We start from the raw sequence: 21846 nt of genomic DNA, 5'->3' as shown, positions 1-21846 counted from the left end.
GCCGGGCAGCTTGCGCCACAGCACCGGCGAGAGGGTGAAGCCGACCAGGTAGTCCAGCGCCCGGCGGGCCATGTAGGCCTCGATCAGCGGCTGGTCCAGGTCGCGGGGATGCGCCAGGGCGTGCTGGACGGCGTTGCGGGTGATCTCGTTGAAGGTGATGCGGCGGACGTTGACGCCCTTCAGCGCGTTCTTCGCGGCCAGCATGGCGCGGACATGCCAGGAGATCGCCTCCCCCTCACGGTCCGGGTCGGTGGCGAGATACAGGTTCTTCGCGCCTTTCAGCGCCTTGGCGATGGCCCCGACCTGCTTGTCGCCGCGCGCGTCGGACTCCCAGTCCATCGCGAAATCCTCGTCCGGCCGGACGCTGCCGTCCTTGGGCGGCAGGTCGCGCACATGGCCGAAGCTGGCCAGCACGGTGTAGCCGCCGCCCAGGTATCGGTTGATGGTCTTGGCCTTGGCCGGAGATTCGACGACGACGACGTCCGACATTGATCCGCGCGTAATCCTAAATAGATGCGTCCGCTAAGCGTGCAACTCGATTGCCCGGCAAGGTCTCTACACGCCCTGCCAGTTCCAATTCCAGAAGAACAGCCATCGTGACGGATGGTGACAGTTGGCAGCGCCGCAGCAGATCGTCAACCATTGTTGGGTCGGCGGACAGACAGGACAACACCGCCGCGTGCGGATCGGCGCCCGTCGCACCCCTGGATGGCAGCGCCTCCGGGCCGGCCGGGAAAGGCGGCAGCGGCCGAGCGCCTTCCCGCAATTCCATTGGCGCCATCGGCAGGCTTTCCAGCACGTCGGCCGCGCTTTCGACCAGGATCGCCCCCTGCCGGATCAGGTCGTTGCCCCCGCGCGCGCGGGGATCGAGCGGCGAGCCCGGCACGGCGAACACCTCCCGCCCCTGCTCCTGCGCGATGCGGGCCGTGATCAGGCTGCCGGAGCGGGGCGCGGCCTCGACCACGACGACGCCCAGGGACAGGCCGGCGATGATGCGGTTGCGGCGGGGGAAGTGCCGCGCCTGGGGGACCGTCCCCACCGGCGCCTCCGTCACCAGCAGGTGGCGCTCCGCGATCCGCCGGTGCAGATCGGCGTTCTCGGGCGGGTATGGGCAATCGATCCCGCCGGCGATGACGGCGATCGTCCCGCCCGTCCGCATGGCGCCGACATGCGCGGCGGTGTCGATCCCGCGTGCCAGGCCCGATACCACCGTGACCCGTGTCGCCAGGTCCGCCGCCAGCATGTCCGCCATGCGCTGGCCGTTGACCGAGGCGTTCCGCCCGCCGACCGCCGCCACGCAGCAGCCCGCCGCCAGCGCCATCCGGCCCTGGACGATCAGGCAGGGCGGCGCGTCGTCCATCATCGCCAACAGGTTCGGATACGCCGGCTCCCCCAGGAACAGCATCCGCCCGCCTGCCTTCGTGGTCACGGCGATTTCGTCCTCGACCTCGGATGGGGTGGGGATGGCCGGGGGACGGCTGCGGCCGCCCGCTCGGGCGAGGCGCGGCAGCGCCTCCAGCGCCGCGCCGGCGCCGCCGAACCGGTCCATCAGCCGGCGATAGGTCACGGGACCGACCCCTTCGGTCCGGATCAGGCGCAAGCGATCGGTCGGCTCTGCCATGGCGGCGCGTGTTCCCCATCCGGCCGCGAAGCACGGCCAGGTCAGCCTGGAGCCAGCCCTCGGGCGTTCCCGTCAGGCCGTCCTCCCGGGGCGATCCCCCTCAGGTGATCCTCCTCAGGCGATCCCCCTCAGGCGATCCTCATTAGGCGATCCCCCAGGCGATCTCCCTCAGGCGACCCCATCTGGCGACCCCATCTGGCGACCCCATCTGGCGACCCCTTCAGGCAACCCCCTTCAGGCAACCCCATCAGGCACCCCCCTCAGGCGGCTCCCGTCTTCCGGCGTCCCACACGCGGTTCCTGGCCGGCCACCAGGCGGCGGATATTCGCGTGGTGGCGGATGAACACCAGCACGGCGACGGTTAACGCCAGCTTAAAGGCGCCAGGATTTTCGATCACCAGGGCCGCCAGGGGCGCGCTGGCGAAGCCGGCCAGGGCGCCGACCGAGGAGATCCGGACGATCGCAAAGGCCGCCAGCCAGACCGCGCAGGCGGTCACGCCGATCGGCCAGGCGGCGGCCAGCAGCACGCCCAGGCCGGTCGCGGCCCCCTTGCCGCCGCGGAAGCCCAGCCAGACCGGGAACATGTGCCCCACCACGGCGGCAAAGCCCGCAACCAGCGCGACCGGCTGGCCCCCGAAGGCCCGCGCGACCAGCACCGCCGCGACCCCTTTCAGGCCGTCCAGCAGCAGCGTCCCCGCCGCCAGCGCCTTGCTGCCGGTCCGCAGCACATTGGTCGCGCCGATGTTCCCCGACCCGATCGCGCGGATGTCCCCCAGCCCGGCCGCCTGGGTCAGCAGCAGTCCGAACGGGATCGACCCCAGCAGGTAGCCCAGCACGCAGAGCAGGACGGAGACGGGAAAGGCCATGTTCATGGCGGCTCAGAACAGCCCCTCGATCTCGCCGGCCGGGTCGAGGAAGATCGATTCGGCCGCCGGCACGCGCGGCAACCCGGGCATGGTCATGATGTCCCCGCAGATCGCCACGACGAAGCCGGCGCCGGCGGACAGCCTGACCTCCCGCACCGGCAGCACGTGCCCGGTCGGGGCGCCCATCACGGTGGGATCGGCGGTGAAGCTGTACTGCGTCTTGGCGATGCAGACCGGGACGTTGCCGAACCCGGCCTCCTCGAACGCCGCCAGGCGCTTGGCCACCGCCTCCGGCACCGCGATGTCGGCGGCGCGGTAGATGCCCTGGGCGATCGCGCGGATCTTGTCCGCCAGCTTCAGCTCCAGCGGATACAACGGCCTGTACGCCGCCTTCCCCGACTCGATCCGGCTGACCACCGCTCGGGCCAGCGCCTCCGCCCCCGCGCCGCCATCGGCCCAATGGGTGCAGGAGATCGCCTCCACCCCCAGCGCCGCCATCGCGTCGCGGATCGCGGCGAACTCGGCTTCGGTGTCGGAGGTGAAGTGGTTGACCGCGACCACCACCGGCAGGCCGAACTTGCCCAGGTTCTCGACATGGCGGGCGAGGTTGGCGGTGCCCTTGCGCACCGCCTCCACGTTCTCGGGACCCAGCGCGCTGCGCGCCACGCCGCCATGCATCTTCAGCGCGCGCACCGTGGCGACCACGACCGCGCAGGACGGCTTCAGCCCGGCGGCGCGGCATTTGATGTCGAGGAACTTCTCGCCGCCCAGGTCGGCGCCGAACCCTGCCTCGGTGACCACGATATCGGCCAGCTTCAAGCCAAGCCGCGTGGCCATCACGCTGTTGCAGCCATGCGCGATGTTGGCGAAGGGGCCGCCATGCACCAGCGCGGGGGACCCTTCCAGCGTCTGCACCAGGTTGGGCGCGATGGCGTCCTTCAGCAGCACCGACATCGCCCCGTCGGCCTTCAGGTCGGCCGCCGTCACGTTCGTCCCGTCGCGGCGCTGCGCCACGATCATCTTGCCCAGCCGGACCTGCAGGTCGGCCAGGTCGCGCGCCAGGCAGAACACCGCCATCACTTCGGACGCAACGGTGATGTCGAACCCGTCTTCCCGCGGGAACCCGTTCGCCACGCCGCCCAGGCTGCCGACGATGGCGCGCAGCGCCCGGTCGTTCATGTCCAGGCAGCGCCGCCAGGATATCCGCCGCGCGTCGATCCCCAGCGGGTTGCCCCAGTAGATCGAGTTGTCGATCATCGCCGCGAGCAGGTTGTTGGCCGAGGTGATGGCGTGGAAGTCGCCGTTGAAGTGCAGGTTGATCTGGTCCATCGGCACGACCTGCGCATAGCCGCCGCCGGCCGCGCCGCCCTTCATCCCGAAGCTGGGCCCCAGGCTGGGTTCGCGCAGGCAGATCGCCGCGCGCTTGCCGATCCGGTTCAGCGCGTCGCCCAGGCCGACCGTCGTGGTCGTCTTGCCCTCGCCCGCCGGGGTCGGATTGATGCCGGTGACCAGCACCAGCGCGCCGTCGGGGCGGCTTTCCGCGTCCTTGACGAAATCCAGCGCGATCTTGGCCTTGTGCCGGCCATACGGCTCCACCGCGTCCGGCGGTATCGCCAGCCTGTCGGCGATCGCCTGGATCGGACGGAGTTTCGCCGCTCTGGCGATCGCGAGGTCTGGGTTCATGTCAGGACAGGCTCCCGTTGTTTCACCCCGATCTCGTCCAGGGCCTCCCGCATCGCCTGCACGGCGCGGCCCATGTCGTCGGGCGTGATGGCGCCGATGCAGCCGACCCGGAAGGTTGGGGTCGGGGTGTTGTGGAAATTGCTGATCAGGACGTCGCGCCGCTTCAGCGCGTCGACGAAGCGCTGCAGGTCCCAGGCCGGGTCGGCCGGCGCGTGGACGTTGACGATCACCGGCCCCTGGGCCTGCTCCGCCAGCCAGGGCTTCAGCCCCATCGCCCGCACCCCGGCATAGAGGGTGCGCATGTTGGCCGTGTAGCGCGCCAGCCTGGCGGGCCGGCCTTCGGCGTCGTGGAAGTCGAGGGCGCGGCCGACGGCTTTCAGCACCTGCGCCGGCGGGGTGAAGCGGAAGCTGCCCCAGCCCGACCGCAGCGCATGCTGGTAGATGCTGGTCAGGTCGAAGGACCAGCTTCCCGCCTGTCCCTCGCCTTCCAGCAGCCGGTCGACGCGGGCCACGGTGAAGGCGATGCCCGGCAGCGCTTCCAGGCACTTGTTGGTGGTGAAGACGACGGCGTCGATCTCGGGCTGCGCCGACATGTCCAGCGGCAGGGCGCCGATCGCCGAGACGGCGTCGACGATCATGCGCCGCCCGGCCTGGCGCACGGCGGCGCCGATCGCCGGCACGTCATGGATCACGCCGCTGCCCGTTTCGGAATAGACGACGCCGACATGGGTCAGGGTCGGGTCCTCGGCCAGCGCCCGGACGATCGCGGCGGGATCGGCCGGGCGGCCCTGGTCGATGGGCAGCGGCACGGGCACGCGGCCGGCTTCCCGCGCCAGGCGGACCATGCGGTCGGCATAGGCGCCCGAGGCAGGGACCAGGATCCGCCCGCCCGGCGGCAGGAAGGTGCGCAGCGCCGCCTCGGTGATGAAATGGCCGCAGCCCTGCAGCGGCAGGGTCGCGTGCGTCCCTGTCACGCCGCCGGCCAGCACCAGGATGCGGGCGCGCAGGTCGGCGAGGAAGTCCTTGAAGCTGTTATCCCAAGGGGCGATGTCCTCGCAGAGCGCGGCGCGCACTTCGGGACGCGTGGTGACGGGACCGGGGGTCAGAAGCAGCATCGCCCGAAACTCGCATGGCGGGACCGAGAAATCCATCCACCGCGGTCCGGTTCGGTGCTACTAACGCGCCGTCATGACGCTTCCGTTCTCCCTGCCCGACTGGGTGCCCTGGTGGGTGCCGCTGGTGCTGCTGGTGCCGGCGCTGCTGTATGCGCTGGCGTTCCTGTTCATGCCGTTCTCGGTCCTGGGGGTGAAGTCCCGGCTGGAGGCGATCGAGATGCAGTTGGAGGAGATCCGCCACCAGCTTCGCCTGATCGGCAACGGCCTGTCGGGCGGGCAGCGGGAGATGGATTTCGAGGACGTCTACGCGCCGGCCGCGATGCGCGGCAGCCGGCAGGAGCCGGTGATCAACGACCGGGCGCCGATTCCGCCGACGGCGCAGGACTACTATGAGGACGAAGGGCCGTTCGAGCGCCCTGCCCCGGCACCCAACGCGCGTCCGCAGCGGCCGAGCGACCCGCCCGTGGTGCGCGGTCCGCGGGCGGAGCCACGGCTGGACCGCCGGCGGTAGAGCGGCCGGTCACCGCCTGTCCGGTCTCACCGCCCGTCTGGTCTCACCGCCCGTCTGGTCTCACCGCCTGTCCGGTCATCGTCCCGCAGACACCCCCACTTACCGCGCCTGCGCGCTCGCCTCGGATCGCGTGGCGCCGGAGCGGGCCGCCAAGGCCGCGGCCATGAACGCATCCAGGTCGCCGTCCAGCACCGCGTCGGGGTTGCCGGTCTCGACGTTCGTCCGCAGGTCCTTCACCAACTGGTAGGGCGCCAGGACGTAGTTCCGGATCTGGTGGCCCCAGCCGATATCGGTCTTCGCGTTCTCCTGCGCCGTCGCCGCCGCTTCCCGCTTCTGCAGCTCGGCCTCGTACATCCGCGCCTTCAGCATCGCCATGGCGGTCGCGCGGTTGCGGTGCTGGCTGCGGTCGGTCTGGCAGGCGACCACGATCCCGGTCGGGATATGGGTGATCCGGATCGCGCTTTCCGTCTTGTTGACGTGCTGCCCGCCGGCGCCCGAGGCGCGGTAGGTGTCGACCTTCAGGTCGCTTTCGTTGATCTCGATCTCGATCGAGTCGTCCACCACGGGATAGACCCACACCGAGGCGAAACTGGTCTGCCGGCGTGCATTCGCGTCGAAGGGAGAGATGCGGACCAGCCGGTGGACCCCGGCCTCGGTCTTCAGCCAGCCATAGGCGTTCGGGCCGCTGACCAGCAGGGTGGCGGACTTGATGCCGGCCTGCTCGCCTTCGGACTCTTCCATCAACTGGACCTTGTAGCCGTGCTGCTCCGCCCAGCGCATGTACATGCGCATCAGCATCTCGGCCCAGTCCTGCACCTCGGTCCCGCCGGCGCCGGCGTTCAGCTCGATATAACAGTCGTTGCCGTCGGCCTCGCCGGACAGCAGGCTTTCGATCTCGCGGCGCTTGGCCTCCTCGGCCGCGGCCTTCAGCGCGCCGGTGGCTTCGGCGAGCATGTCCGCGTCGCCGTCCGCTTCGGCGAGTTCGATCAGCTCCAGGGCGTCCGCGACCTCCTGCTCCAGCTTGCGGACGCCTTCGATCGCGCCGGCCAACTGGTTGCGTTCGCGCATCACCTTCTGCGCCGTCGCCGCGTCGTTCCACAGCGACGGGTCCTCGGCGCGGTTGTTCAGTTCCGCGAGGCGGGCTTCAGCGACATCCCAGTCAAAGATGCCTCCTCAGCAGCGCGACGGACTGCTTGATCTGTTCGTTGAGGGCATCGGTTTCGGCGGACATGATCCTAGGCGCCTGCAGGGTCTGGAGCGAAAGCGAGCGTCAATACAGCCCGCCCAGGCCGTTATCAATCCCGCCCGACCCGCCGGACGAACCGGACGAACCCTGGCCGTTGTCGCCGGACGACGCGCTGACGACGCTGCCGCCGCCGCCCAGCGGGCCCGAGGCGCCCGGCACCTGGTCCGGCTTGAACGCGTCGGTGACCATGCCGGTGCCGCTCTGCCACTGCGCCAGCGTCACGCCCGGCGGCATCGGGAAATGGAGGATGGGATGGCCGGTCAGGGCCGTGGCCATGTAGTCATGCCAGATCGGTCCCGCCACGTTGCCGCCGGTCTCGTTCTCGCCCAGCGACGCCGGCGTGTCGAAACCGACCCAGACGACGGTCACCAGGTCCGGCGTGAAGCCGGAGAACCAGGCGTCGTTGAAATCCTGCGTCGTCCCCGTCTTGCCGGCGATCGGGCGGTTCAGCCCCTTCACCGCCGGGATCCCGGTCCCGCGCTGCACCACGCCCTCCATCATCTTGATGAGCTGGTAATCGCTGGCGGGATCGGCGATCTGCGGGCGGTCGTCGGTCAGCAACGGCGGCTGCGACGGGTCGGAGCATTTGCAATCCTGCCCCTGCGCCCGCATCACCACGTGGCCGTCCTGGTCCTGCACCGAATCGATCAGGGTCGGCACCACCTCCCGCCCGCCGGCGGCGATCGAGGCATAGGCGCCGGCCTCCCGGATCACCGTCGTCTGGACGGCGCCCAGCGCCGCGGGCAGCACCTTGGGCATCTGGTCGACCATGTGGAAGGTGATGGCGGTGTTGGCGATCGCCGACATGCCGACCCGTTCGGCCACGCGCAGGGTCACCAGGTTGAGCGACTGCTCCAGCGCCACGCGCAGCGGCGTCGGGCCGCCGAACGTGCCTTCGTAGTTGCCCGGCCGCCACTTGCCGTCCGGCGTGTCGATCACCACCGGGGCGTCGAGGAAGCGCTGGCTGGGGGAGATGCCCTTCTCCAGCGCCGTCAGGTAGACCATGGGCTTGAAGCTCGACCCCGGCTGCCGGCTGGCCTGGACGGCGCGGTTGAACTGGCTCTCCTCGAAGCTCCAGCCGCCGACCATCGCCAGGACACGGCCGGTGCGGGGATCCAGCGACACCAGCGCGCCCTGCACCAGGGGGATCTGCCGCAGATAGGCGCGGCCGGCCGGCGCGGCGGCCTTGGCCTTGCCGGGCGGAGAGGCGTCCGCCGGCTGCACCTTCGGCGAGTCCGCCGATGCCGCTTGGGCCGACGCCGCTTGGGTCGACGCCGATTGGGCCGACGCCGATTGGGGCTGCGCCGATTGGGGCTGCACCGGCTCGATCATCACGATGTCGCCGGGCTGCACGACGTCGGCCATCCGCCGGGGCGTCGCGCCGGGCTTGCCGTCGGTGACCGGCCGCGCCCAGGTGGTGTCCGACAGGGCCAGCGTGGCGGTGCGATGCTCGCCGTTGTCGCCGAGCCAGTCGACCTGCGCGTCGGCGTCGCCGGCGCTGGCGACGATGGCCAGGCGCCAGTTGGGCAGCATGCCCGGCGGATGCGCCGTCGCGGCCAGCGCGGTCGGCCAGCGGCTGCTGAAATCGGCCGGCGCGACGGTCAGGTGGCCGACCGGCCCTCGCCATCCGCCGCGCCGGCGGTCATAGGTCATCAACCCGTTGCGCAGCGCCTTCTCCGCCGCCGCCTGCAAGGCCGGGTCCAGGCTGGTGCGCACCATCAGCCCGCCCTCGGTCGTCGCCTCCTGCCCGAACCGGGCGATAAGCTGCCGGCGGACCTCCTCGGTGAACCAGTCGGCGCCGGGGATCGGCGGCGGGCGGTGGAATTCGGCCGGCACGATCGGTTCGGTCTTGAACTGGGCAGCCTGCGCGGCGGTGATGACATGGTCCTCGGCCAGGCGGTCCAGCACGTAGTCGCGGCGGATGCGGGCGGCCTCGGGGTATTTGAACGGGTTGAAGTTGTTCGGCGCCTTGGGCAGCCCGGCCAGGAACGCCGCCTCGGGGATCGTCAACTGGTCCAGCGGCTTGTTGAAATAGGCCTGCGCCGCCGCCGCGACGCCATAGGAGCCGAGGCCCAGGTAGATCTCGTTCAGGTAGAGTTCGAGGATGCGGTCCTTGGTCAGCGTGTCCTCGATGCGGATGGCCAGGATCGCTTCCTTGATCTTGCGCGACAGCGACATCTGGTTGTCCAGCAGCATGTTCTTCGCCACCTGCTGGGTGATGGTCGAGGCCCCGAGCGGGCGGCGCTGGCCGGCATGCAGCAGGTCGAAGACCGCCGCGCGGACGATCGCCACCGGATCGACGCCGCCATGGCTGTAGAAGTTGTGGTCCTCGGCCGAGATGAAGGCCTGGCGCACGATCGGCGGGATGGCGCCGAAGGGGACGAAGATCCGCCGTTCCGTCGCCAGTTCGGCCAGCAGCCGGGCGTTGCCGGCGAACACCCGGCTCATGACCGGCGGCTTGTAGTTGCGCAGGCCGTCCACGTCCGGCAGGTCGGCGGCGTAGTGGCGGTAGACCATGTAGCCGCCGCCCGCGGCGACGGCGCCGCCCAGGACGACGATCCCCAGCGTCGCGGCGAAGATGCCGCGCGCGAACCGCACCAGGAAGGGCGGACGGTATTGCCGGCGCGGCTTCGGCGGCGGGGCGCCGTCGTCTCCGCCGCCATTGTCGCCGCCCCCGCCGTGGTGGCCGCCCCCATTGGAGCCGCCCCCGTTGGAGCCGCCCCCGTTGGAACCACCTCTGCCGTCACGGTTCCTGGTTGGGCGGCTTGTCGGGCTGAGTCGCTCGCCGGCTGTCAACGGACCTGTCATGGGCGGGGATATGTACGTATTTCCCCGGCCGCGCCAACCAGCAGTTCACTGGTCTGCTCGAACCAGCGATCATATCCGGCTTACAGGGCCGCGATCCGCCGCTTTTCGGGCCTAAATTCGGTGTAAGCCCGCATGGTTCAACGCGTTCGGGCCGTGTCGCCGATGGCGCGGACCCGGCAGGCGGGGGTGCCCCTCTTCCCCTTCCCGCGCCCGTCTTCCCGCGCCCGTCTTCCCGCGCCCGTCCCGGCCATCCGCGCCTTTCGTGACTGGCTAAAGTCGCGGATGACCGGCACAAGCACGGACGTATCCCGCGACCGGCAAGGCAAGGAGCCGCCTGAGTGAACCCGTTCCAGCCCGTCGCCAGGGCGCTGAGCCAGACGAACGACCCGGTCTTCATCGGCGTGCTGTGGCGCTCGGTCGCCTGGTCGGTGGCGTGTTTCGCCGCCCTGCACGTCCTGGCGATCTGGGGCGTCCACCAGCTTGCCCTCCCCGCCTGGGCCGCCTGGCTGGGCGACATCCTGGGCACCGTCGGCGCCTCGCTGCTGGCGATGTGGCTGTTCCTGCCGGTCGCCGCCGCCATCGGCATGCTCTATTTCGAGCGCATCAGCCGCGCGGTGGAGGCTCGGTTCTATCCGCACCTGCCGCCGCCGGAGGGGGCGTCGCTGTCGATCCAGGCCTGGGACGGCGTGGTGGTCGCACTGAAGGTGCTGGCGCTGAACGTCGTGGCGCTGGTGCTGGCGCTGCTGCTGCCGGGGATCGGCTGGCTGCTGGGCTGGATCATCGCCGCCTATGCCATCGGCCGGGGCCTGTTCGTGGCGGTCGCGATGCGGCGGATGCCGCGCCCGGTCGCCGAGTCGGTCTATGGCCGGAACCGGTCCCCGGTGCTGGCGGTCGGGGCGATCCTGGCGCTCGCGGCCTATGTGCCGCTGGTCAACCTGCTGATCCCCATCATCGGCACCGCGGCGATGGTGCACCTGATGGATCAGATCATCACCGAAACGGTACCGCCCCGTGCCGCTGCCTTCTGATCCCGTAACAAATCGTTATATTATAAATGCTTGGGGGGAGGCTGGAATCGTCGCGCCCGCCATGCTAGGCGGAGACGCCACGTTTGCACCGGGTGAGTGTCTTGTTCAAACGCCGTAAACCCGACGAACTGATGTCGGCCGCCCAGGAGTCCTCGCTGCCCGCCGGACTGCCTCCCGGCCTCCCCCCTCTGCCGGAGGACCACTCCATTTCCGATCACGAGCCCGAGTCTCGTTCCGCCCCGATAGGCCAAGGACAGCTTCCGTCCGATAGCGGCCTCGGTGTACCGCCGTTTCGTCCCGCTCCGCCAAAGGAAGGGCCTATCATGTCCAGACCGCCATTCACGCCGTCCATCCCCGCTTCCGGCGGAACCCCGTCGGCCCCGCCCCTCGCCGCCCGCACCATGACGCCCCGGCCCATGCGCGATCCCGCGGAGCGCCGCACGCTGGTCGTCGGCCGCGGCATCAGCGTCCAGGGCACGGTGCAGGACGCGGAGCGCCTGGTGGTGGAAGGGACGTTCGAGGCGTCGATGGTCCATTCGTCGGAGCTGTCGATCGCCCAGGGCGGCATCTTCAAGGGGGAGATCGAGGTCGAGGAAGCCGAGATCGCCGGCACCATCGACGGCACCCTGACCGCCCGCACCAGCCTGATCGTCCGCAGCACCGGCAAGGTCCTGGGCACCGCGAAGTGCCGGCGCCTGCAGGTGGAGGACGGCGGCCAGATCACCGGCCGGATCGAGATGATCACCGACCAGGCCCCATCGGACCTGCCGCCCCGCCCGCTGACCGAGGCGGTGGCCTGACCCTCCTCGCCCGGCTCTGCCAGGACGAAGCAAACGGGCGCCCCGGCGGCGCCCGTTTTTGTGTCCGCGTCGCCGGAGCCGGTCCGGCACCGGCCCTCCCGGGGCGCGCGCCTCAGGCAATAACCCCCAGCGGACTCAGCAGCGGACTCAGCAGCGGGCCCAGCGCCGCCTCGACGCCGAGATCGCCCGGCAGCGCGCCGCGCGGGAACAGCCGGGTCACGTGGCCCATCTTCCGGCCGGGCAGCGCCTCGGTCTTGCCGTAGAGATGCGGGATCAGCCCCGGCTCCGCCACCGCGGCGGGCCAGAGCGCCATGCCTTCGGGACCGATCAGGTTCTTCATCACCGCGTCCGCGTGCCGCGTCGCCGGCGGCAGCGGCAGGCCCGCGACCGCTCTGACATGCATCTCGAACTGGCTGGCCGGACAGGCGTCGATCGTCCAGTGCCCGGAGTTGTGCGGCCGCGGCGCGATCTCGTTCGCCAGCACCCGGCCTTGCGCGTCCAGGAACATCTCGACCGCCAGCAGCCCCACGAGGTCCAGTGCCTCGGCCACGCGGCGGGCGATCGCCTGCGCCATCTCGTCCGCCGCCCCGGGGATGCGGGCCGGTGCGAGGGTCAGGTCCAGGATGTGGTTGGCGTGCCGGTTCTCCACCGTGTCGAACGCCGCCATCGACCCGTCGGCGCCGCGGGCGATCACCACGCTGATCTCCTGCGCGAAATCGACGAACCCTTCCAGGATCAGCGGCTTCGGCTGCAGCCGCTCGAACGCCGGCGCCAGGTCCTCGGCCGAACGCAGCATCGCCTGGCCCTTGCCGTCATAGCCCAGGCGGGTGGTCTTCAGCACCGACGGCAGGCCCAGCACGGCGACCGCGGCCTCAAGCTCCGCCATCGTCTCCACCGAACGCCAGGGCGCCGTCGCGACGCCGGCGGCGTTGAGGAAGGTCTTCTCGTCGATCCGGTCCTGGCTGATCCGCAGCACCGACGGCGCCGGCCGGACCGGCCGGATGGAGGCGAGCAGGTCCAACCCCTCGGCGCTGACGTTCTCGAACTCGAAGCTGATGACGTCGACCGCCTCGGCGAAGCGGCGCAGGGTGGCGGGATCGGTGAAGCCGCCCAGCGTGACGGCGGCCGAGACCTGGCCGGCCGGGCTGTCGGCCTCGGGCGTCAGGACATGGCAGCGATAGCCCAGGCGGGCGGCGGCCATGGCGGACATGCGGCCAAGCTGTCCGCCGCCGACGATGCCGATCGTGGCGTTGGGCGGCAGCGGAAACCCGCTCATGCCCCCGCCGTGCCCCGCGGTACCGCGGCCGCCCCCACGTCCCGCAATGCCGGCACGTCCCGCGGCGCCTCCGGCACCGATGCCGCCTGCTCCGCCCGCCAGGCGTCCAGCCGTCCGGCCAGGGCCGGGTCCGCGATCGCCAGGATGGAGGCCGCCAGCAGCGCCGCGTTCACCGCGCCGGACCGGCCGATCGCCAGCGTGCCGACGGGGATGCCAGCGGGCATCTGCACGATCGACAGCAGGCTGTCCATGCCCTTCATCGCGTGGCTCTCGACCGGCACGCCCAGCACCGGCAGCGGCGTCCAGGCGGCGCACATCCCCGGCAGATGCGCTGCCCCGCCGGCGCCGGCGATGATCACCTTCAGGCCGCGACCCCGAGCGGCGGTGGCGTAATCGCGGAGGCGGTCGGGGGTGCGGTGGGCGGAGACGATCCGCACCTCATGCGCGATGCCCAGCTTCGCCAGCGTCTCCGCGGCATGGGTCAGCGTCGGCCAATCCGACTGGCTGCCCATGATGATCCCGACCAGGGGCGTCCCGGAGCCGCTCATCTCAGGCGATGTCGTCCGGGATCAGGCGGCTTTCCAGCCAGGCGATCTCGTCGCGCAGTACCAGCTTGCGCTTCTTCAGCCGCTGCAGGTGCAACTGGTCGGACGCTCCCTGGTCGGCCAGCCGTGCGATGACCGTGTCCAGGTCGCGGTGCTCGCTGCGCAATCCGTGCAGTTTCCGGAGGAGGGAGTCCTTATCGGTGAGCATGACAGCTACCGTAGGTAGAAGAATCCTGAACTCTGCCTCTTTGCAAGTTGTGTCTTCTCAGGCGGGTGGCAGTCGCGTTACAGTGCCTTGCCGCATCCGCTGCGGCGGATGCTGGCGGACCGCTTGAAAACGGAGGTACCCAGTCCATGAGCTTGAATACGCGTATTGACGCCCTTAAGGAACGCCACGCGTCGCTCGAAACGCGGATTTCCGATGAAGACAATCGGCCCCGCCCGGACACGGAAGCCCTGACACGACTCAAGCTGGAGAAACTGCGCCTGAAGGACGAGATGGAGCGTCTGCGCACCCTCACGACCTGATCGGACACCCGTTCGACCCTCCCCCGTTCGCCGGCTAGGCGGCTTCTTCCGCCTCCGGCGGCGGCGGAGGCGGAACGGTGCGGCCTTCCCGTTCCAGACGCTCATTGGCCTGCGCCACCGCATGATTGAGGTCGGTCTGGCTGCAGAGCCCCAAGATCACCGGATCCCGCGGCTTGATGTTGGCGCTGTTCCAGTGGCTGCGGTCGCGTACCTTCTGGATCGTGTCCTTGGTGGTGCCCAGGAGCTTGCCGATCGTCGCTTCCGAAAGCTGCGGATAGTTGCGCAGCAGGAACGCGATCGCGTCCGGACGGTCGTTGCGCTTGGCAACCGGCGTGTAGCGCGCGCCGCGATGGCGCTTCGGCGCCGGCATGGACGTCACCAGAAGCTTCAGCCGTGCGTTGGGATCGGCCTCGCAACGGCGGATGTCCTCGGGCGCGACCTGGGAATTGGCGACCGGGTCGTAGCCGACGATGCCCTGCGCGACCTCGCCGTCGGCGATCGCCTGGACCTCAAGCGGATGCATGCCGCAGAACTCCGCGATCTGAGTGAAGGTCAGGGCGGTTTTCTCGATCAGCCACACGGCGGTGGCCTTTGGCATCAGCGGAAGGGTCATGGTTCTACACTCTCTTGGGGCCGAGGTGTGGCCTATGGTGGGGGTTGCATCCTGGCTATTCTGCGCCCTGAACGCATCCAGACCACGGCAAGGGCGCGATATGGCAAGCGAATCCGGATGGGTCAAGCGGGTTTGAGGGCCAACGCCTTCCAAACTCCGCCCCGCGGTCATCCGATACCGCCTCCCTGGGGCACCCCGTTGGGGCACCCCGCTGGGGCACCCCGCTGGCCGGCCACCGGTCGCCCCGCTGGCCGTCTCCGGTGCGCCAGGGTTTACTGTCCCGGACAATATAGGAGTTCGCATGGCCGAAGACGAGGACACCCCCATCCGCAAACGCCGCTGGCTCGATCCCCTTCCCCTCGACACGCTGGGCGTCGACGAGCTGCACGCCTATATCGAGGCGCTGAAGGGCGAGATCGGCCGCGTCGAGGCGGACATCCACCGCAAGCAGAGCCATCGCTCCGCCGCCGACGCGTTCTTCCGCAAGCCATCGGCGTGAACGCAGAAAGGCGGGGGCCTTGCGACCCCCGCCTTTTCCGGCCGATCAAGCCGTTGCCGGCGTTGTGCCGTTTGGGCCTTTACGCCGCTTTGGCCGTCACGCCGTCGTTGGCGATGGAAGGCGCGGCCGCGCCGCCGATGGTGATCTTCCGCGGCTTCAGCGCCTCGGGCACCACGCGCTTGAGGTTCACATGCAGCAGGCCAAGGTCCACATCGGCGCCTTCGACGACGATATGGTCGGCCAGCACGAAGCGGCGCTCGAACGCACGCCCGGCGATGCCGCGATAGAGAACCTCGTGCTTCTGGGCCTCGGCCGGGATGCGGCCGGAGACGACCAGCGTGTTCTCCTTGGCGGTCAGCTCCAGGTCTTCCGGACGGAATCCGGCGACGGCCATGGTGATGCGATAAGTGTCGTCACCGGTCTTTTCGATGTTGTAGGGGGGATAGGTCTGTGCGTCCGCCCCGGACGCCGCGCTGTCCACGAGCCGGGCGAGACGGTCGAAACCGATCGCGGTACGGAACAAAGGTGCGAAATCGACAGTCGTCATGGTCAAACCTCCTGCAAAGCAAGGTCATTGTCTGGATCTCCGGTATTGGCAGATCCGGTCGAAAGCCCGGGAACCCGCATTGGGCGTTCCCGACACCGCAGGAGGTAAGAAGGGCGAAATGCGCCGTCAAGTGGCCGCCACGGAAAACGCGGCGGTGCGGCGCGTGTGCGCAAGGCACCAAGCGGAGGAGCGGCAACGAAAGGGGGCGGCCGAACGTCGCCCCCGCCGCGGGTCCGCTACTTCTTGATGCCGAGACCGGCGAACTTCTTGTTGAACTTGGCCACCTGACCCCCGGTGTCCATGATCCGCTGCACGCCGGTCCAGGCCGGGTGGGACTTCGGGTCGATGTCCAGCCGCAGCGTGTCGCCCTCGGCGCCCATGCAGGAGCGGGTGGTGAACTGCGTGCCGTCCGTCATGATGACGGTGATCGTATGGTAATCGGGGTGGATGCCCGGCTTCATGATATGCTGTCCTTGCTGGCGCCGCCGATCCCGACCGGCCGCGCAAGCCGCCGCGTATAGCGGGCCCGGTCCGTCCGCTCAAGCCCGAAGACGCTCGCCGCGTCATGACCTGGCCATGGAGGGCCTGGCCATGGAGGAACAGAACGTTTCCCCTTTGCCTGTCGGGCATTTTGAACACCGGCCGGCCGCTTTGGCATGGACCTGAGCACGAAGGTGCGTCTAGACGGGTGGTCGCTCGTTGCAACCCCCACCCACTCCCCCACGGACGCCCCCGCTTCATGCTGATCCGATGCCTTGTCGGCCTGGTCGATGTCAGCCGCCGCTTCGCCGCCCTTTTCCTGCTGGGCGGCATCCTGTTAGCCGCCTTCTCCGCCTGGTACGCGTCCGGCCATCTCGGCGTGACCACCAATACCGACGAGATGTTCTCGGCCAACCTGCCCTGGCGCAAGCAGGGGGCGGAGATGGCCAAGGACTTCCCGCAGTTCCACGACCTGCTGGTCGCCGTCGTCAACGCCCGCATCCCCGAGGAAGCCGACGCGACCGCGGCCGAACTGGCGCGACGGCTGGAGGAGGACAAGACCCATTTCACCATGGTCCAGCGGCCGGACGACAACGCCTTCTTCCGCCAGGAAGGCCTGCTGTTCCTGTCGAAGAAAGACCTGTCCGACCTGATGGACCAGACGATCGACGCGCAGCCGTTCCTGGGCCAGCTCGTCGCCGATCCCTCGGCGCGGGGCCTGTTCTCGGCGCTGTCGCTGCTCGGGATGGGCGTGACGCAGACCAATGCCGACCTGACGCCGTACATGACGCCGATCGAGGGGTTCCACAAAGCCATGGCCGCCGCGCTCGACGGCCATCCCCAGCCGCTGTCGTGGCAGACGCTGCTGGGCGGCGGCGTCAGCAAGCTGGCCGGTCCCTATAAGTTCGTGCTCGCCCAGGTGAAGCAGAACTTCGGCTCGCTCCAGCCCGGCGGGGAGGCGACGCAGGCCATGCGCGCCATCATCGCCGACCTGCCTTACGTCAAGGCCGGCGACGCCCGGGTGCGCATCACCGGCCAGGTCGCGCTGGCCGACGAGGAGTTCGCCTCGGTCGCCCAGGGCGCGGTCGAAGGCATGATCGGCAGCCTGGTCCTGATCACGATCTGGCTGTTCCTGGCGGTGCATTCCTGGCGGCTGATCGTGCCGATCCTGATGACCCTGATCCTGGGATTGATGCTGACCGTGCTGTTCGCCGCGGTCTTCGTCGGCACGCTGAACCTGGTCTCGGTCGGCTTCGGCGTGCTGTTCGTGGGCATCGCGGTGGATTTCGCCATCCAGTTCTCGGTCCGATACCGCGAATACCGCTACCTCACCGGCGATCCGGGCCGCGCGATCACCGAGACCGCGCGGCGGGTGGGCGTGCAGATCCTGATCGCGTCCCTGGCGACCGCGGCCGGCTTCCTGGCCTTCGTGCCGACCGCCTTCCAGGGCGTGGCGGAGCTGGGGCTGATCGCCGGCGCGGGCATGCTGATCGCCTTCCTCTGCACCCTGGCGTTCCTGCCCGCCGCGATCACCGTGTTCCGCCCGCCCGGCGAGATGGCCGAGGTCGGGTTCGCCTGGGCCGCCCGGCTGGACCCGCCGGTGATCCACAACCGCGGCCGGATCCTGGTCGGCTTCGGCGTGCTGGCCGTCCTCGCCGTCGCCGTCTCGCCGATGCTGAAATTCGATTCGGACCCGCTGGACACCAAGAACCCGAACACCGAGGCGATGCGCACGCTGCGCGACCTGATCAACAACCCGGTCACCAACCCCTATACGATCGATATCCTGACCCCGAACCTGAAGGCGGCGGCGGCGCTGTCGGAGAAGCTGGACAAGCTGCCGCTGGTCGACGGCACGATCAGCCTGAACAGCTTTATCCCCGCGGACCAGCAGCAGAAGCTGGCGATCATCGCGGACGCCGACAACATCCTGGCGCCGACGCTGGCGCCGCACGGCAGCGCCGCCCCGATCACGCCCGACCAGGTCAGGCTGGCTGCCAAGACGGCGCTGTCGCAGATCGAGCCGGCGACGCAGAAGCTGCCGCAGGACCACCCGCTGGCGGCGATCGCGGGCGACCTCAAGCGCGTCGAGACCGCGTCGGACGCGACCGTCATGGCCCTGAACGACGCGCTGACCCACTTCCTGCCGACCGAGCTGGACCAGTTGCGCACGGCGCTGAGCGCGAAGCCGATCACGGCGGCCGACATCCCGGCCGATTTCGCGCGTGACTGGCTGCTGCCGGACGGCCGCGCGCGGATCCAGGTGAACCCGAAGCCCGCGGCGCAGTCGCCCGCCGGCCTGCACCAGTTCGTCGAGCAGGTGACCGCCGTCGCCCCCGACGCGGGCGGCGCCGCCGTGACCATCGAGGCCACCAGCGACACGATCGTCGGCGCGTTCCGCTCCGCCGCGACCTATGCCGTCATCGCCATCGCCGTGATCCTGGCGGTGCTGCTGCGCAAGCCGCTGGACGTCGGGCTGGTGATGGCCCCGCTGCTGATGTCGGCGCTGCTGACGCTGCTGGTGGCCGTGCTGCTGCCCCTGCCGCTGAACTTCGCCAACATCATCGCCCTGCCCCTGCTGCTGGGCGTCGGCGTGTCGTTCAACATCTATTTCGTGATGAACTGGCGCGCGGGCGAACGCCGTCCCCTGGGCAGTCCGACCGCTCGGGCCATCCTGTTCTCGGCCCTGACCACCGGCACCGCCTTCGGGTCCCTGGCGCTGTCGGCGCATCCGGGTACCGCGAGCATGGGCGAGCTGCTGCTGATCAGCCTGGCCTGCAAGCTGCTGGCAAGCCTGGTGTTCATCCCCGCGCTGCTGTCCAGGCTGACGGGCCCGGAGGTCAGGGCCACCGGGGACCAGGGTGTAAGGGGGCGGGCCTAAGGGGGGCCTGAGGGGGCGGGCCTGAGGGGGCGGGCCAAAGGGGGCGGACCAAAGGGGGCAGCGCCGGCGCCATGCGTTGCCCGTCTCGGCGCCCACACCCGGTGACGAAGGGCGCGGTGCCGCCCGGCCCGATTTTCATTCCGCTACCCGTTTCGTGATGATCCCGACACGCTCAATTGAGCGCCGGCACGTTCCCCGGCCGCGCCGGGGTAACCATGTGCCCGTCACGACGCTCCTGGAGGATCCATCGCATGAAGAAACGAATTCTGGCCATCCTCGTTCCCCTCGCGCTCGGTGGCTGCCTGAGCCTGCACGAGAACCCGCCCCCGCCGCGCAACACCACGGTCGTCGTTCCGCCGGGGTCCAGCGTGACCTGCACCAACGGCACCTCCGCCAATCCATGCTGAGGTCGTTTCGATCGTAACTGAAACGCCGCCGGCCCCGATTTCACGCAACCGGGACCGGCCACCTCACGCGAACTGCCAGTCCCTGCCGACCTCTTCCGCCAGGTCGAGGAAGGCGCGCAGTTTCCCGGCCATCAGCCGCCCGCCCGGAAACACCGCCTGGATCGGCGACGGCGGCGGGCCATACGGCTCCAGCACCCGCACCAGCCGCCCGGCGCGGACGTGGTCCGCCACCTGGTACGACAGCGCCGCGGTGATGCCGCCCGCCGCCAGCACGTGCCCGATCGCCGCGTCGCCGCTGTTGCTGGAGAAGCGAGGGCGCGCGGCCACCCGGAACTCATGTCCGTCCGGCGCGGTGAAACGCCATTCCGGGCCGGCGTACAGCGGCTCGAACCCCACCAGCTCGAACCGCGCGAGGTCGTCGGGGTGCGCCGGCGGCCCGCCGCACGCCGCGAGATAGGCGGGCGCGGCCACGAAGACGCGCCGCGTCTCCCCCAGACGCCGAGCGATGAGGGCGGAATCGGGAAGGTGGCCGATGCGGATGGCAAGGTCGATGCCTTCCTCGATCAGGCTGACATAGCGGTCGGACAGCAGCAGGTTCGCCGTCAGCTCCGGATGCCGCGACAACAGCCGCGACAGCAGCGGCGCGACGTGCAGCCGGCCGAACAGCAGGGGCGCCGACACCACCAGCCGGCCGCGCGGACGGGTCCGTTCGGCGACCGCGGCGGCCTCGGCCTCCTCCAGCTCCGCCAGGATGCGGCGGGCATGGTCCAGGAACCGCTCCCCCGCCTCGGTCGGCCGGACGGAGCGGGTGGTGCGGCTGAGCAGTTGCGCGCCCAGCCGCTGCTCCAGCCCCGCGACCAGGCGCGTCACCACCGACGGCGCGGCATGCAGGCGCCGCGCGGCGGCGGAGAAGCCGCGGGCGTCGCAGACGGCGATGAAGGCGGTCATGGCGTCGAAGCGGTCTGTCATCGTCTTTGCTGGAACACGAATAATCCCTTCCCAGCATGGTGGATTAACGCCAGGGACGGAAGCAATCATATTCGCGACCGTCGCCGGCGCCCGCCCCTTGAGGCTGCCGGCCAGAGACGCCCGACAGGGACGCCCGACAGAGACGTCCAGCAGAGAGGCCGCCATGCAGGTTTCATCCGACATCGCCTTCACCGACACGGTCAAACAGGTGCAGGCGCGCAAGGGCTCCCGCGCGATGTTCGAGCGGCGCGGCGGGTTCCGCACCACGCTCACGCCGGAGTTGGTCGCGTTCCTGGGCGCGGTGGACACCGCCTACCTGGCGACGGCCAGCGCCGAGGGCCAGCCCTATGCCCAGCATCGCGGCGGCCCGAAGGGCTTCATCCGCCACCTCGGCGGCCAGACCCTGGCCTTTGCCGACTATGCCGGCAACCGCCAATACGTCACCACCGGCAACCTGGCCGAGAACGACAGGGCGTTCCTGTTCCTGATGGACTACGCCCACCAGCAGCGGGTGAAGCTCTGGGGCCGCGCCCGCGTGGTGGAGGACGACCCGGACCTGCTCGTCCGGTTGATGCCGGAGGGCTACAAGGCCCGGCCGGAGCAGGTGATCGTGTTCGAGGTGGAGGCGTGGGACATCAACTGCCGCCAGCACATCCCGCAGAAATTCGATGCCGCCGACGTCGCGGCCACGCTGTCGGGCTTGCAGGCCAGGATCGAGGCGCTTGAATCCGAGAACGCGGCGCTGCGCGCCCGCCTGTCCCTGTCGACCCCGTCCCCGCAAGGAGCCGAACCATGACCGATCCCGAAGCCCGGCCGCCGTTCCCCCCGTTCGACGCCGAGACGGCGGCGCGCAAGGTCCGCATGGCGGAGGATGCCTGGAACAGCCGCGACCCCGAACGCGTCGCCCTGGCCTATACGCCGGACAGCCGCTGGCGCAACCGGGCGGAGTTCTTCTCCGGCCGCGCCGAGATCGTGGCGTTCCTGCGCCGCAAATGGGCACGCGAACTGGACTACCGCCTGGTCAAGGAGCTTTGGGCCCAGACCGGCAACCACATCTCGGTGCGCTTCGCGTATGAATGGCACGACGATTCCGGCCAGTGGTACCGCAGCCACGGCAACGAGCAGTGGGAATTCGCCGAGAACGGGCTGATGCGCCGGCGGGAGGCCTCGATCAACGACGTTCCCGTCCGCGCGGCCGACCGCCTGTTCCACTGGCCCCTCGGCACGCGGCCGGCGGACCATCCGGGGCTGCCCGGCTAGTGCATACGGGCGTGATGACTCCGGACTAGCCCTCGGGCACGGGGGCCTTATACTGGGGGCTTCGACCGACCGGAGCGCCCATGTCCCACGAGACCAATGCCCTCGCGCAGATCCACCGCCAGATCATGTGGAACCGCCTGATCGCGGTGGTCGAGGAGCAGGC

The 21846-nt window shown here is 69.9% G+C and carries 23 protein-coding genes; 9 read left to right on the top strand and 14 right to left on the bottom strand.

From position 1 onward, the window contains the following. The 5 genes from VHB27_RS19490 to VHB27_RS19470 all read right to left on the bottom strand — a co-directional run. A partial coding sequence (locus VHB27_RS19490; protein WP_325603646.1) for a toprim domain-containing protein occupies positions 1-489 on the bottom strand: 489 nt, incomplete at its 3' end. 16 nt (positions 490-505) lie between these two features. Continuing rightward, positions 506-1621 (bottom strand): DNA-processing protein DprA, encoded by a 1116-nt coding sequence (gene dprA / locus VHB27_RS19485; RefSeq protein ID WP_325603644.1) that lies wholly within the window; start codon positions 1619-1621, stop codon positions 506-508. A gap of 260 nt (positions 1622-1881) precedes the next feature. Then, complete coding sequence (gene plsY, locus VHB27_RS19480; RefSeq protein WP_325603642.1) at positions 1882-2493, bottom strand: glycerol-3-phosphate 1-O-acyltransferase PlsY; 612 nt, start codon at positions 2491-2493, stop codon at positions 1882-1884. Positions 2494-2499: 6 nt separating this feature from the next. Further along, positions 2500-4170 (bottom strand): formate--tetrahydrofolate ligase, encoded by a 1671-nt coding sequence (locus VHB27_RS19475; protein WP_325603640.1) that lies wholly within the window; start codon positions 4168-4170, stop codon positions 2500-2502. Then, positions 4167-5321, bottom strand: a complete 1155-nt coding sequence (locus VHB27_RS19470; protein WP_325603638.1) for a 2-aminoethylphosphonate--pyruvate transaminase — start codon at positions 5319-5321, stop codon at positions 4167-4169. Before VHB27_RS19470 ends, VHB27_RS19475 begins: the two co-directional genes overlap by 4 nt. A 37-nt stretch (positions 5322-5358) precedes the next feature. Between VHB27_RS19470 and VHB27_RS19465 the strand changes: the two genes are divergently transcribed. Further along, on the top strand, positions 5359-5796 hold the full coding sequence (locus VHB27_RS19465; protein ID WP_325603635.1) for a hypothetical protein: 438 nt from the start codon (positions 5359-5361) through the stop codon (positions 5794-5796). A 99-nt stretch (positions 5797-5895) separates the two neighbouring features. On the opposite strand, the gene prfB is transcribed toward VHB27_RS19465, so the two are convergent. Together prfB and VHB27_RS19455 are read right to left on the bottom strand one after the other, a co-directional pair. After that, positions 5896-7027 (bottom strand): peptide chain release factor 2 gene (gene prfB / locus VHB27_RS19460; protein ID WP_325603633.1). Its coding sequence is split into 2 segments (ribosomal slippage): positions 5896-6957 and positions 6959-7027, totalling 1131 coding nucleotides; the frame shifts between segments, so codons are not numbered across the junction. 39 nt (positions 7028-7066) lie between these two features. After that, positions 7067-9640, bottom strand: a complete 2574-nt coding sequence (locus VHB27_RS19455) for a penicillin-binding protein 1A (RefSeq protein WP_325603631.1) — start codon at positions 9638-9640, stop codon at positions 7067-7069. Between the two features lie 548 nt (positions 9641-10188). Between VHB27_RS19455 and VHB27_RS19450 the strand changes: the two genes are divergently transcribed. Continuing rightward, positions 10189-10878, top strand: coding sequence for an EI24 domain-containing protein (locus VHB27_RS19450; RefSeq protein WP_325603629.1), 690 nt, complete (start codon positions 10189-10191; stop codon positions 10876-10878). A 323-nt stretch (positions 10879-11201) separates the two neighbouring features. Then, on the top strand, positions 11202-11678 hold the full coding sequence (locus VHB27_RS19445; RefSeq protein WP_325603627.1) for a bactofilin family protein: 477 nt from the start codon (positions 11202-11204) through the stop codon (positions 11676-11678). Positions 11679-11790: 112 nt separating this feature from the next. On the opposite strand, the gene VHB27_RS19440 is transcribed toward VHB27_RS19445, so the two are convergent. Genes VHB27_RS19440 through VHB27_RS19430 form a run of 3 tightly spaced genes read right to left on the bottom strand, consistent with a single transcriptional unit; the run spans position 11791 to position 13707 of the window. After that, a complete protein-coding gene (locus VHB27_RS19440) occupies positions 11791-12954 on the bottom strand; it encodes a 5-(carboxyamino)imidazole ribonucleotide synthase (protein WP_325603625.1) in 1164 nt (387 codons plus the stop codon). Continuing rightward, complete coding sequence (gene purE / locus VHB27_RS19435) at positions 12951-13502, bottom strand: 5-(carboxyamino)imidazole ribonucleotide mutase (RefSeq protein ID WP_325603623.1); 552 nt, start codon at positions 13500-13502, stop codon at positions 12951-12953. The genes VHB27_RS19440 and purE overlap by 4 nt, the downstream gene beginning before the upstream one ends. Position 13503: 1 nt before the next feature. Then, on the bottom strand, positions 13504-13707 hold the full coding sequence (locus tag VHB27_RS19430; RefSeq protein WP_325603621.1) for a YdcH family protein: 204 nt from the start codon (positions 13705-13707) through the stop codon (positions 13504-13506). A 146-nt stretch (positions 13708-13853) separates the two neighbouring features. On the opposite strand from VHB27_RS19430, the gene VHB27_RS19425 reads away from it, so the two are divergent. Then, positions 13854-14027, top strand: coding sequence for a YdcH family protein (locus tag VHB27_RS19425; protein WP_325603619.1), 174 nt, complete (start codon positions 13854-13856; stop codon positions 14025-14027). Between the two features lie 34 nt (positions 14028-14061). Here the strand turns inward: VHB27_RS19425 and VHB27_RS19420 are convergent, their stop codons facing one another. Further along, positions 14062-14640: a DUF1013 domain-containing protein gene (locus tag VHB27_RS19420; RefSeq protein WP_325603617.1), complete on the bottom strand. Its 579-nt coding sequence runs from the start codon at positions 14638-14640 to the stop codon at positions 14062-14064. Positions 14641-14941: 301 nt separating this feature from the next. Between VHB27_RS19420 and VHB27_RS19415 the strand changes: the two genes are divergently transcribed. Next, positions 14942-15139 (top strand): DUF1192 domain-containing protein, encoded by a 198-nt coding sequence (locus VHB27_RS19415; protein ID WP_325603615.1) that lies wholly within the window; start codon positions 14942-14944, stop codon positions 15137-15139. A 79-nt stretch (positions 15140-15218) separates the two neighbouring features. Here the strand turns inward: VHB27_RS19415 and VHB27_RS19410 are convergent, their stop codons facing one another. Then, complete coding sequence (locus tag VHB27_RS19410; protein ID WP_325603613.1) at positions 15219-15686, bottom strand: Hsp20 family protein; 468 nt, start codon at positions 15684-15686, stop codon at positions 15219-15221. 236 nt (positions 15687-15922) lie between these two features. Then, entirely contained in the window at positions 15923-16147 is a 225-nt protein-coding gene (gene rpmE / locus VHB27_RS19405) for a 50S ribosomal protein L31 (RefSeq protein WP_325603611.1), read from the bottom strand. Between the two features lie 278 nt (positions 16148-16425). On the opposite strand from rpmE, the gene VHB27_RS19400 reads away from it, so the two are divergent. Beyond that, the gene (locus VHB27_RS19400) at positions 16426-19047 is read left to right on the top strand and encodes an MMPL family transporter (RefSeq protein ID WP_325603609.1); all 2622 of its coding nucleotides are present in this window, start codon (positions 16426-16428) and stop codon (positions 19045-19047) included. A 251-nt stretch (positions 19048-19298) separates the two neighbouring features. After that, on the top strand, positions 19299-19454 hold the full coding sequence (locus VHB27_RS19395) for a hypothetical protein (RefSeq protein ID WP_325603604.1): 156 nt from the start codon (positions 19299-19301) through the stop codon (positions 19452-19454). A 63-nt stretch (positions 19455-19517) separates the two neighbouring features. Here the strand turns inward: VHB27_RS19395 and VHB27_RS19390 are convergent, their stop codons facing one another. Continuing rightward, positions 19518-20423 (bottom strand): LysR family transcriptional regulator, encoded by a 906-nt coding sequence (locus tag VHB27_RS19390; protein WP_325603602.1) that lies wholly within the window; start codon positions 20421-20423, stop codon positions 19518-19520. 163 nt (positions 20424-20586) lie between these two features. On the opposite strand from VHB27_RS19390, the gene VHB27_RS19385 reads away from it, so the two are divergent. Continuing rightward, positions 20587-21219 carry a pyridoxamine 5'-phosphate oxidase family protein gene (locus VHB27_RS19385; protein ID WP_325603600.1) on the top strand — a complete coding sequence of 211 codons (633 nt, stop codon included), beginning with the start codon at positions 20587-20589 and terminating at the stop codon, positions 21217-21219. After that, the gene (locus VHB27_RS19380; protein ID WP_325603598.1) at positions 21216-21683 is read left to right on the top strand and encodes a nuclear transport factor 2 family protein; all 468 of its coding nucleotides are present in this window, start codon (positions 21216-21218) and stop codon (positions 21681-21683) included. Before VHB27_RS19385 ends, VHB27_RS19380 begins: the two co-directional genes overlap by 4 nt. The last annotated feature ends 163 nt before the right edge of the window (positions 21684-21846 follow it).

Source organism: Rhodopila sp., assembly GCF_035548235.1.
Taxonomy (GTDB): Bacteria; Pseudomonadota; Alphaproteobacteria; order Acetobacterales; family Acetobacteraceae; genus Rhodopila.
This window is presented reverse-complemented; position numbering and strand designations above follow the sequence as displayed.

Excerpts from the sequence above, each read along its gene's own strand:
- dprA (WP_325603644.1), bottom strand. The coding sequence starts at position 1,621 with ATGGCAGAGCCGACCGATCGCTTGCGCCTGATCCGGACCGAAGGGGTC.
- plsY (WP_325603642.1), bottom strand. The coding sequence starts at position 2,493 with ATGAACATGGCCTTTCCCGTCTCCGTCCTGCTCTGCGTGCTGGGCTAC.
- VHB27_RS19475 (WP_325603640.1), bottom strand. The coding sequence starts at position 4,170 with ATGAACCCAGACCTCGCGATCGCCAGAGCGGCGAAACTCCGTCCGATC.
- VHB27_RS19470 (WP_325603638.1), bottom strand. The coding sequence starts at position 5,321 with ATGGATTTCTCGGTCCCGCCATGCGAGTTTCGGGCGATGCTGCTTCTG.
- VHB27_RS19465 (WP_325603635.1), top strand. The coding sequence starts at position 5,359 with ATGACGCTTCCGTTCTCCCTGCCCGACTGGGTGCCCTGGTGGGTGCCG.
- VHB27_RS19445 (WP_325603627.1), top strand. The coding sequence starts at position 11,202 with ATGTCCAGACCGCCATTCACGCCGTCCATCCCCGCTTCCGGCGGAACC.
- VHB27_RS19440 (WP_325603625.1), bottom strand. The coding sequence starts at position 12,954 with ATGAGCGGGTTTCCGCTGCCGCCCAACGCCACGATCGGCATCGTCGGC.
- purE (WP_325603623.1), bottom strand. The coding sequence starts at position 13,502 with ATGAGCGGCTCCGGGACGCCCCTGGTCGGGATCATCATGGGCAGCCAG.
- VHB27_RS19430 (WP_325603621.1), bottom strand. The coding sequence starts at position 13,707 with ATGCTCACCGATAAGGACTCCCTCCTCCGGAAACTGCACGGATTGCGC.
- VHB27_RS19425 (WP_325603619.1), top strand. The coding sequence starts at position 13,854 with ATGAGCTTGAATACGCGTATTGACGCCCTTAAGGAACGCCACGCGTCG.
- VHB27_RS19420 (WP_325603617.1), bottom strand. The coding sequence starts at position 14,640 with ATGACCCTTCCGCTGATGCCAAAGGCCACCGCCGTGTGGCTGATCGAG.
- VHB27_RS19415 (WP_325603615.1), top strand. The coding sequence starts at position 14,942 with ATGGCCGAAGACGAGGACACCCCCATCCGCAAACGCCGCTGGCTCGAT.
- VHB27_RS19410 (WP_325603613.1), bottom strand. The coding sequence starts at position 15,686 with ATGACGACTGTCGATTTCGCACCTTTGTTCCGTACCGCGATCGGTTTC.
- rpmE (WP_325603611.1), bottom strand. The coding sequence starts at position 16,147 with ATGAAGCCGGGCATCCACCCCGATTACCATACGATCACCGTCATCATG.
- VHB27_RS19400 (WP_325603609.1), top strand. The coding sequence starts at position 16,426 with ATGCTGATCCGATGCCTTGTCGGCCTGGTCGATGTCAGCCGCCGCTTC.
- VHB27_RS19395 (WP_325603604.1), top strand. The coding sequence starts at position 19,299 with ATGAAGAAACGAATTCTGGCCATCCTCGTTCCCCTCGCGCTCGGTGGC.
- VHB27_RS19390 (WP_325603602.1), bottom strand. The coding sequence starts at position 20,423 with ATGACAGACCGCTTCGACGCCATGACCGCCTTCATCGCCGTCTGCGAC.
- VHB27_RS19385 (WP_325603600.1), top strand. The coding sequence starts at position 20,587 with ATGCAGGTTTCATCCGACATCGCCTTCACCGACACGGTCAAACAGGTG.
- VHB27_RS19380 (WP_325603598.1), top strand. The coding sequence starts at position 21,216 with ATGACCGATCCCGAAGCCCGGCCGCCGTTCCCCCCGTTCGACGCCGAG.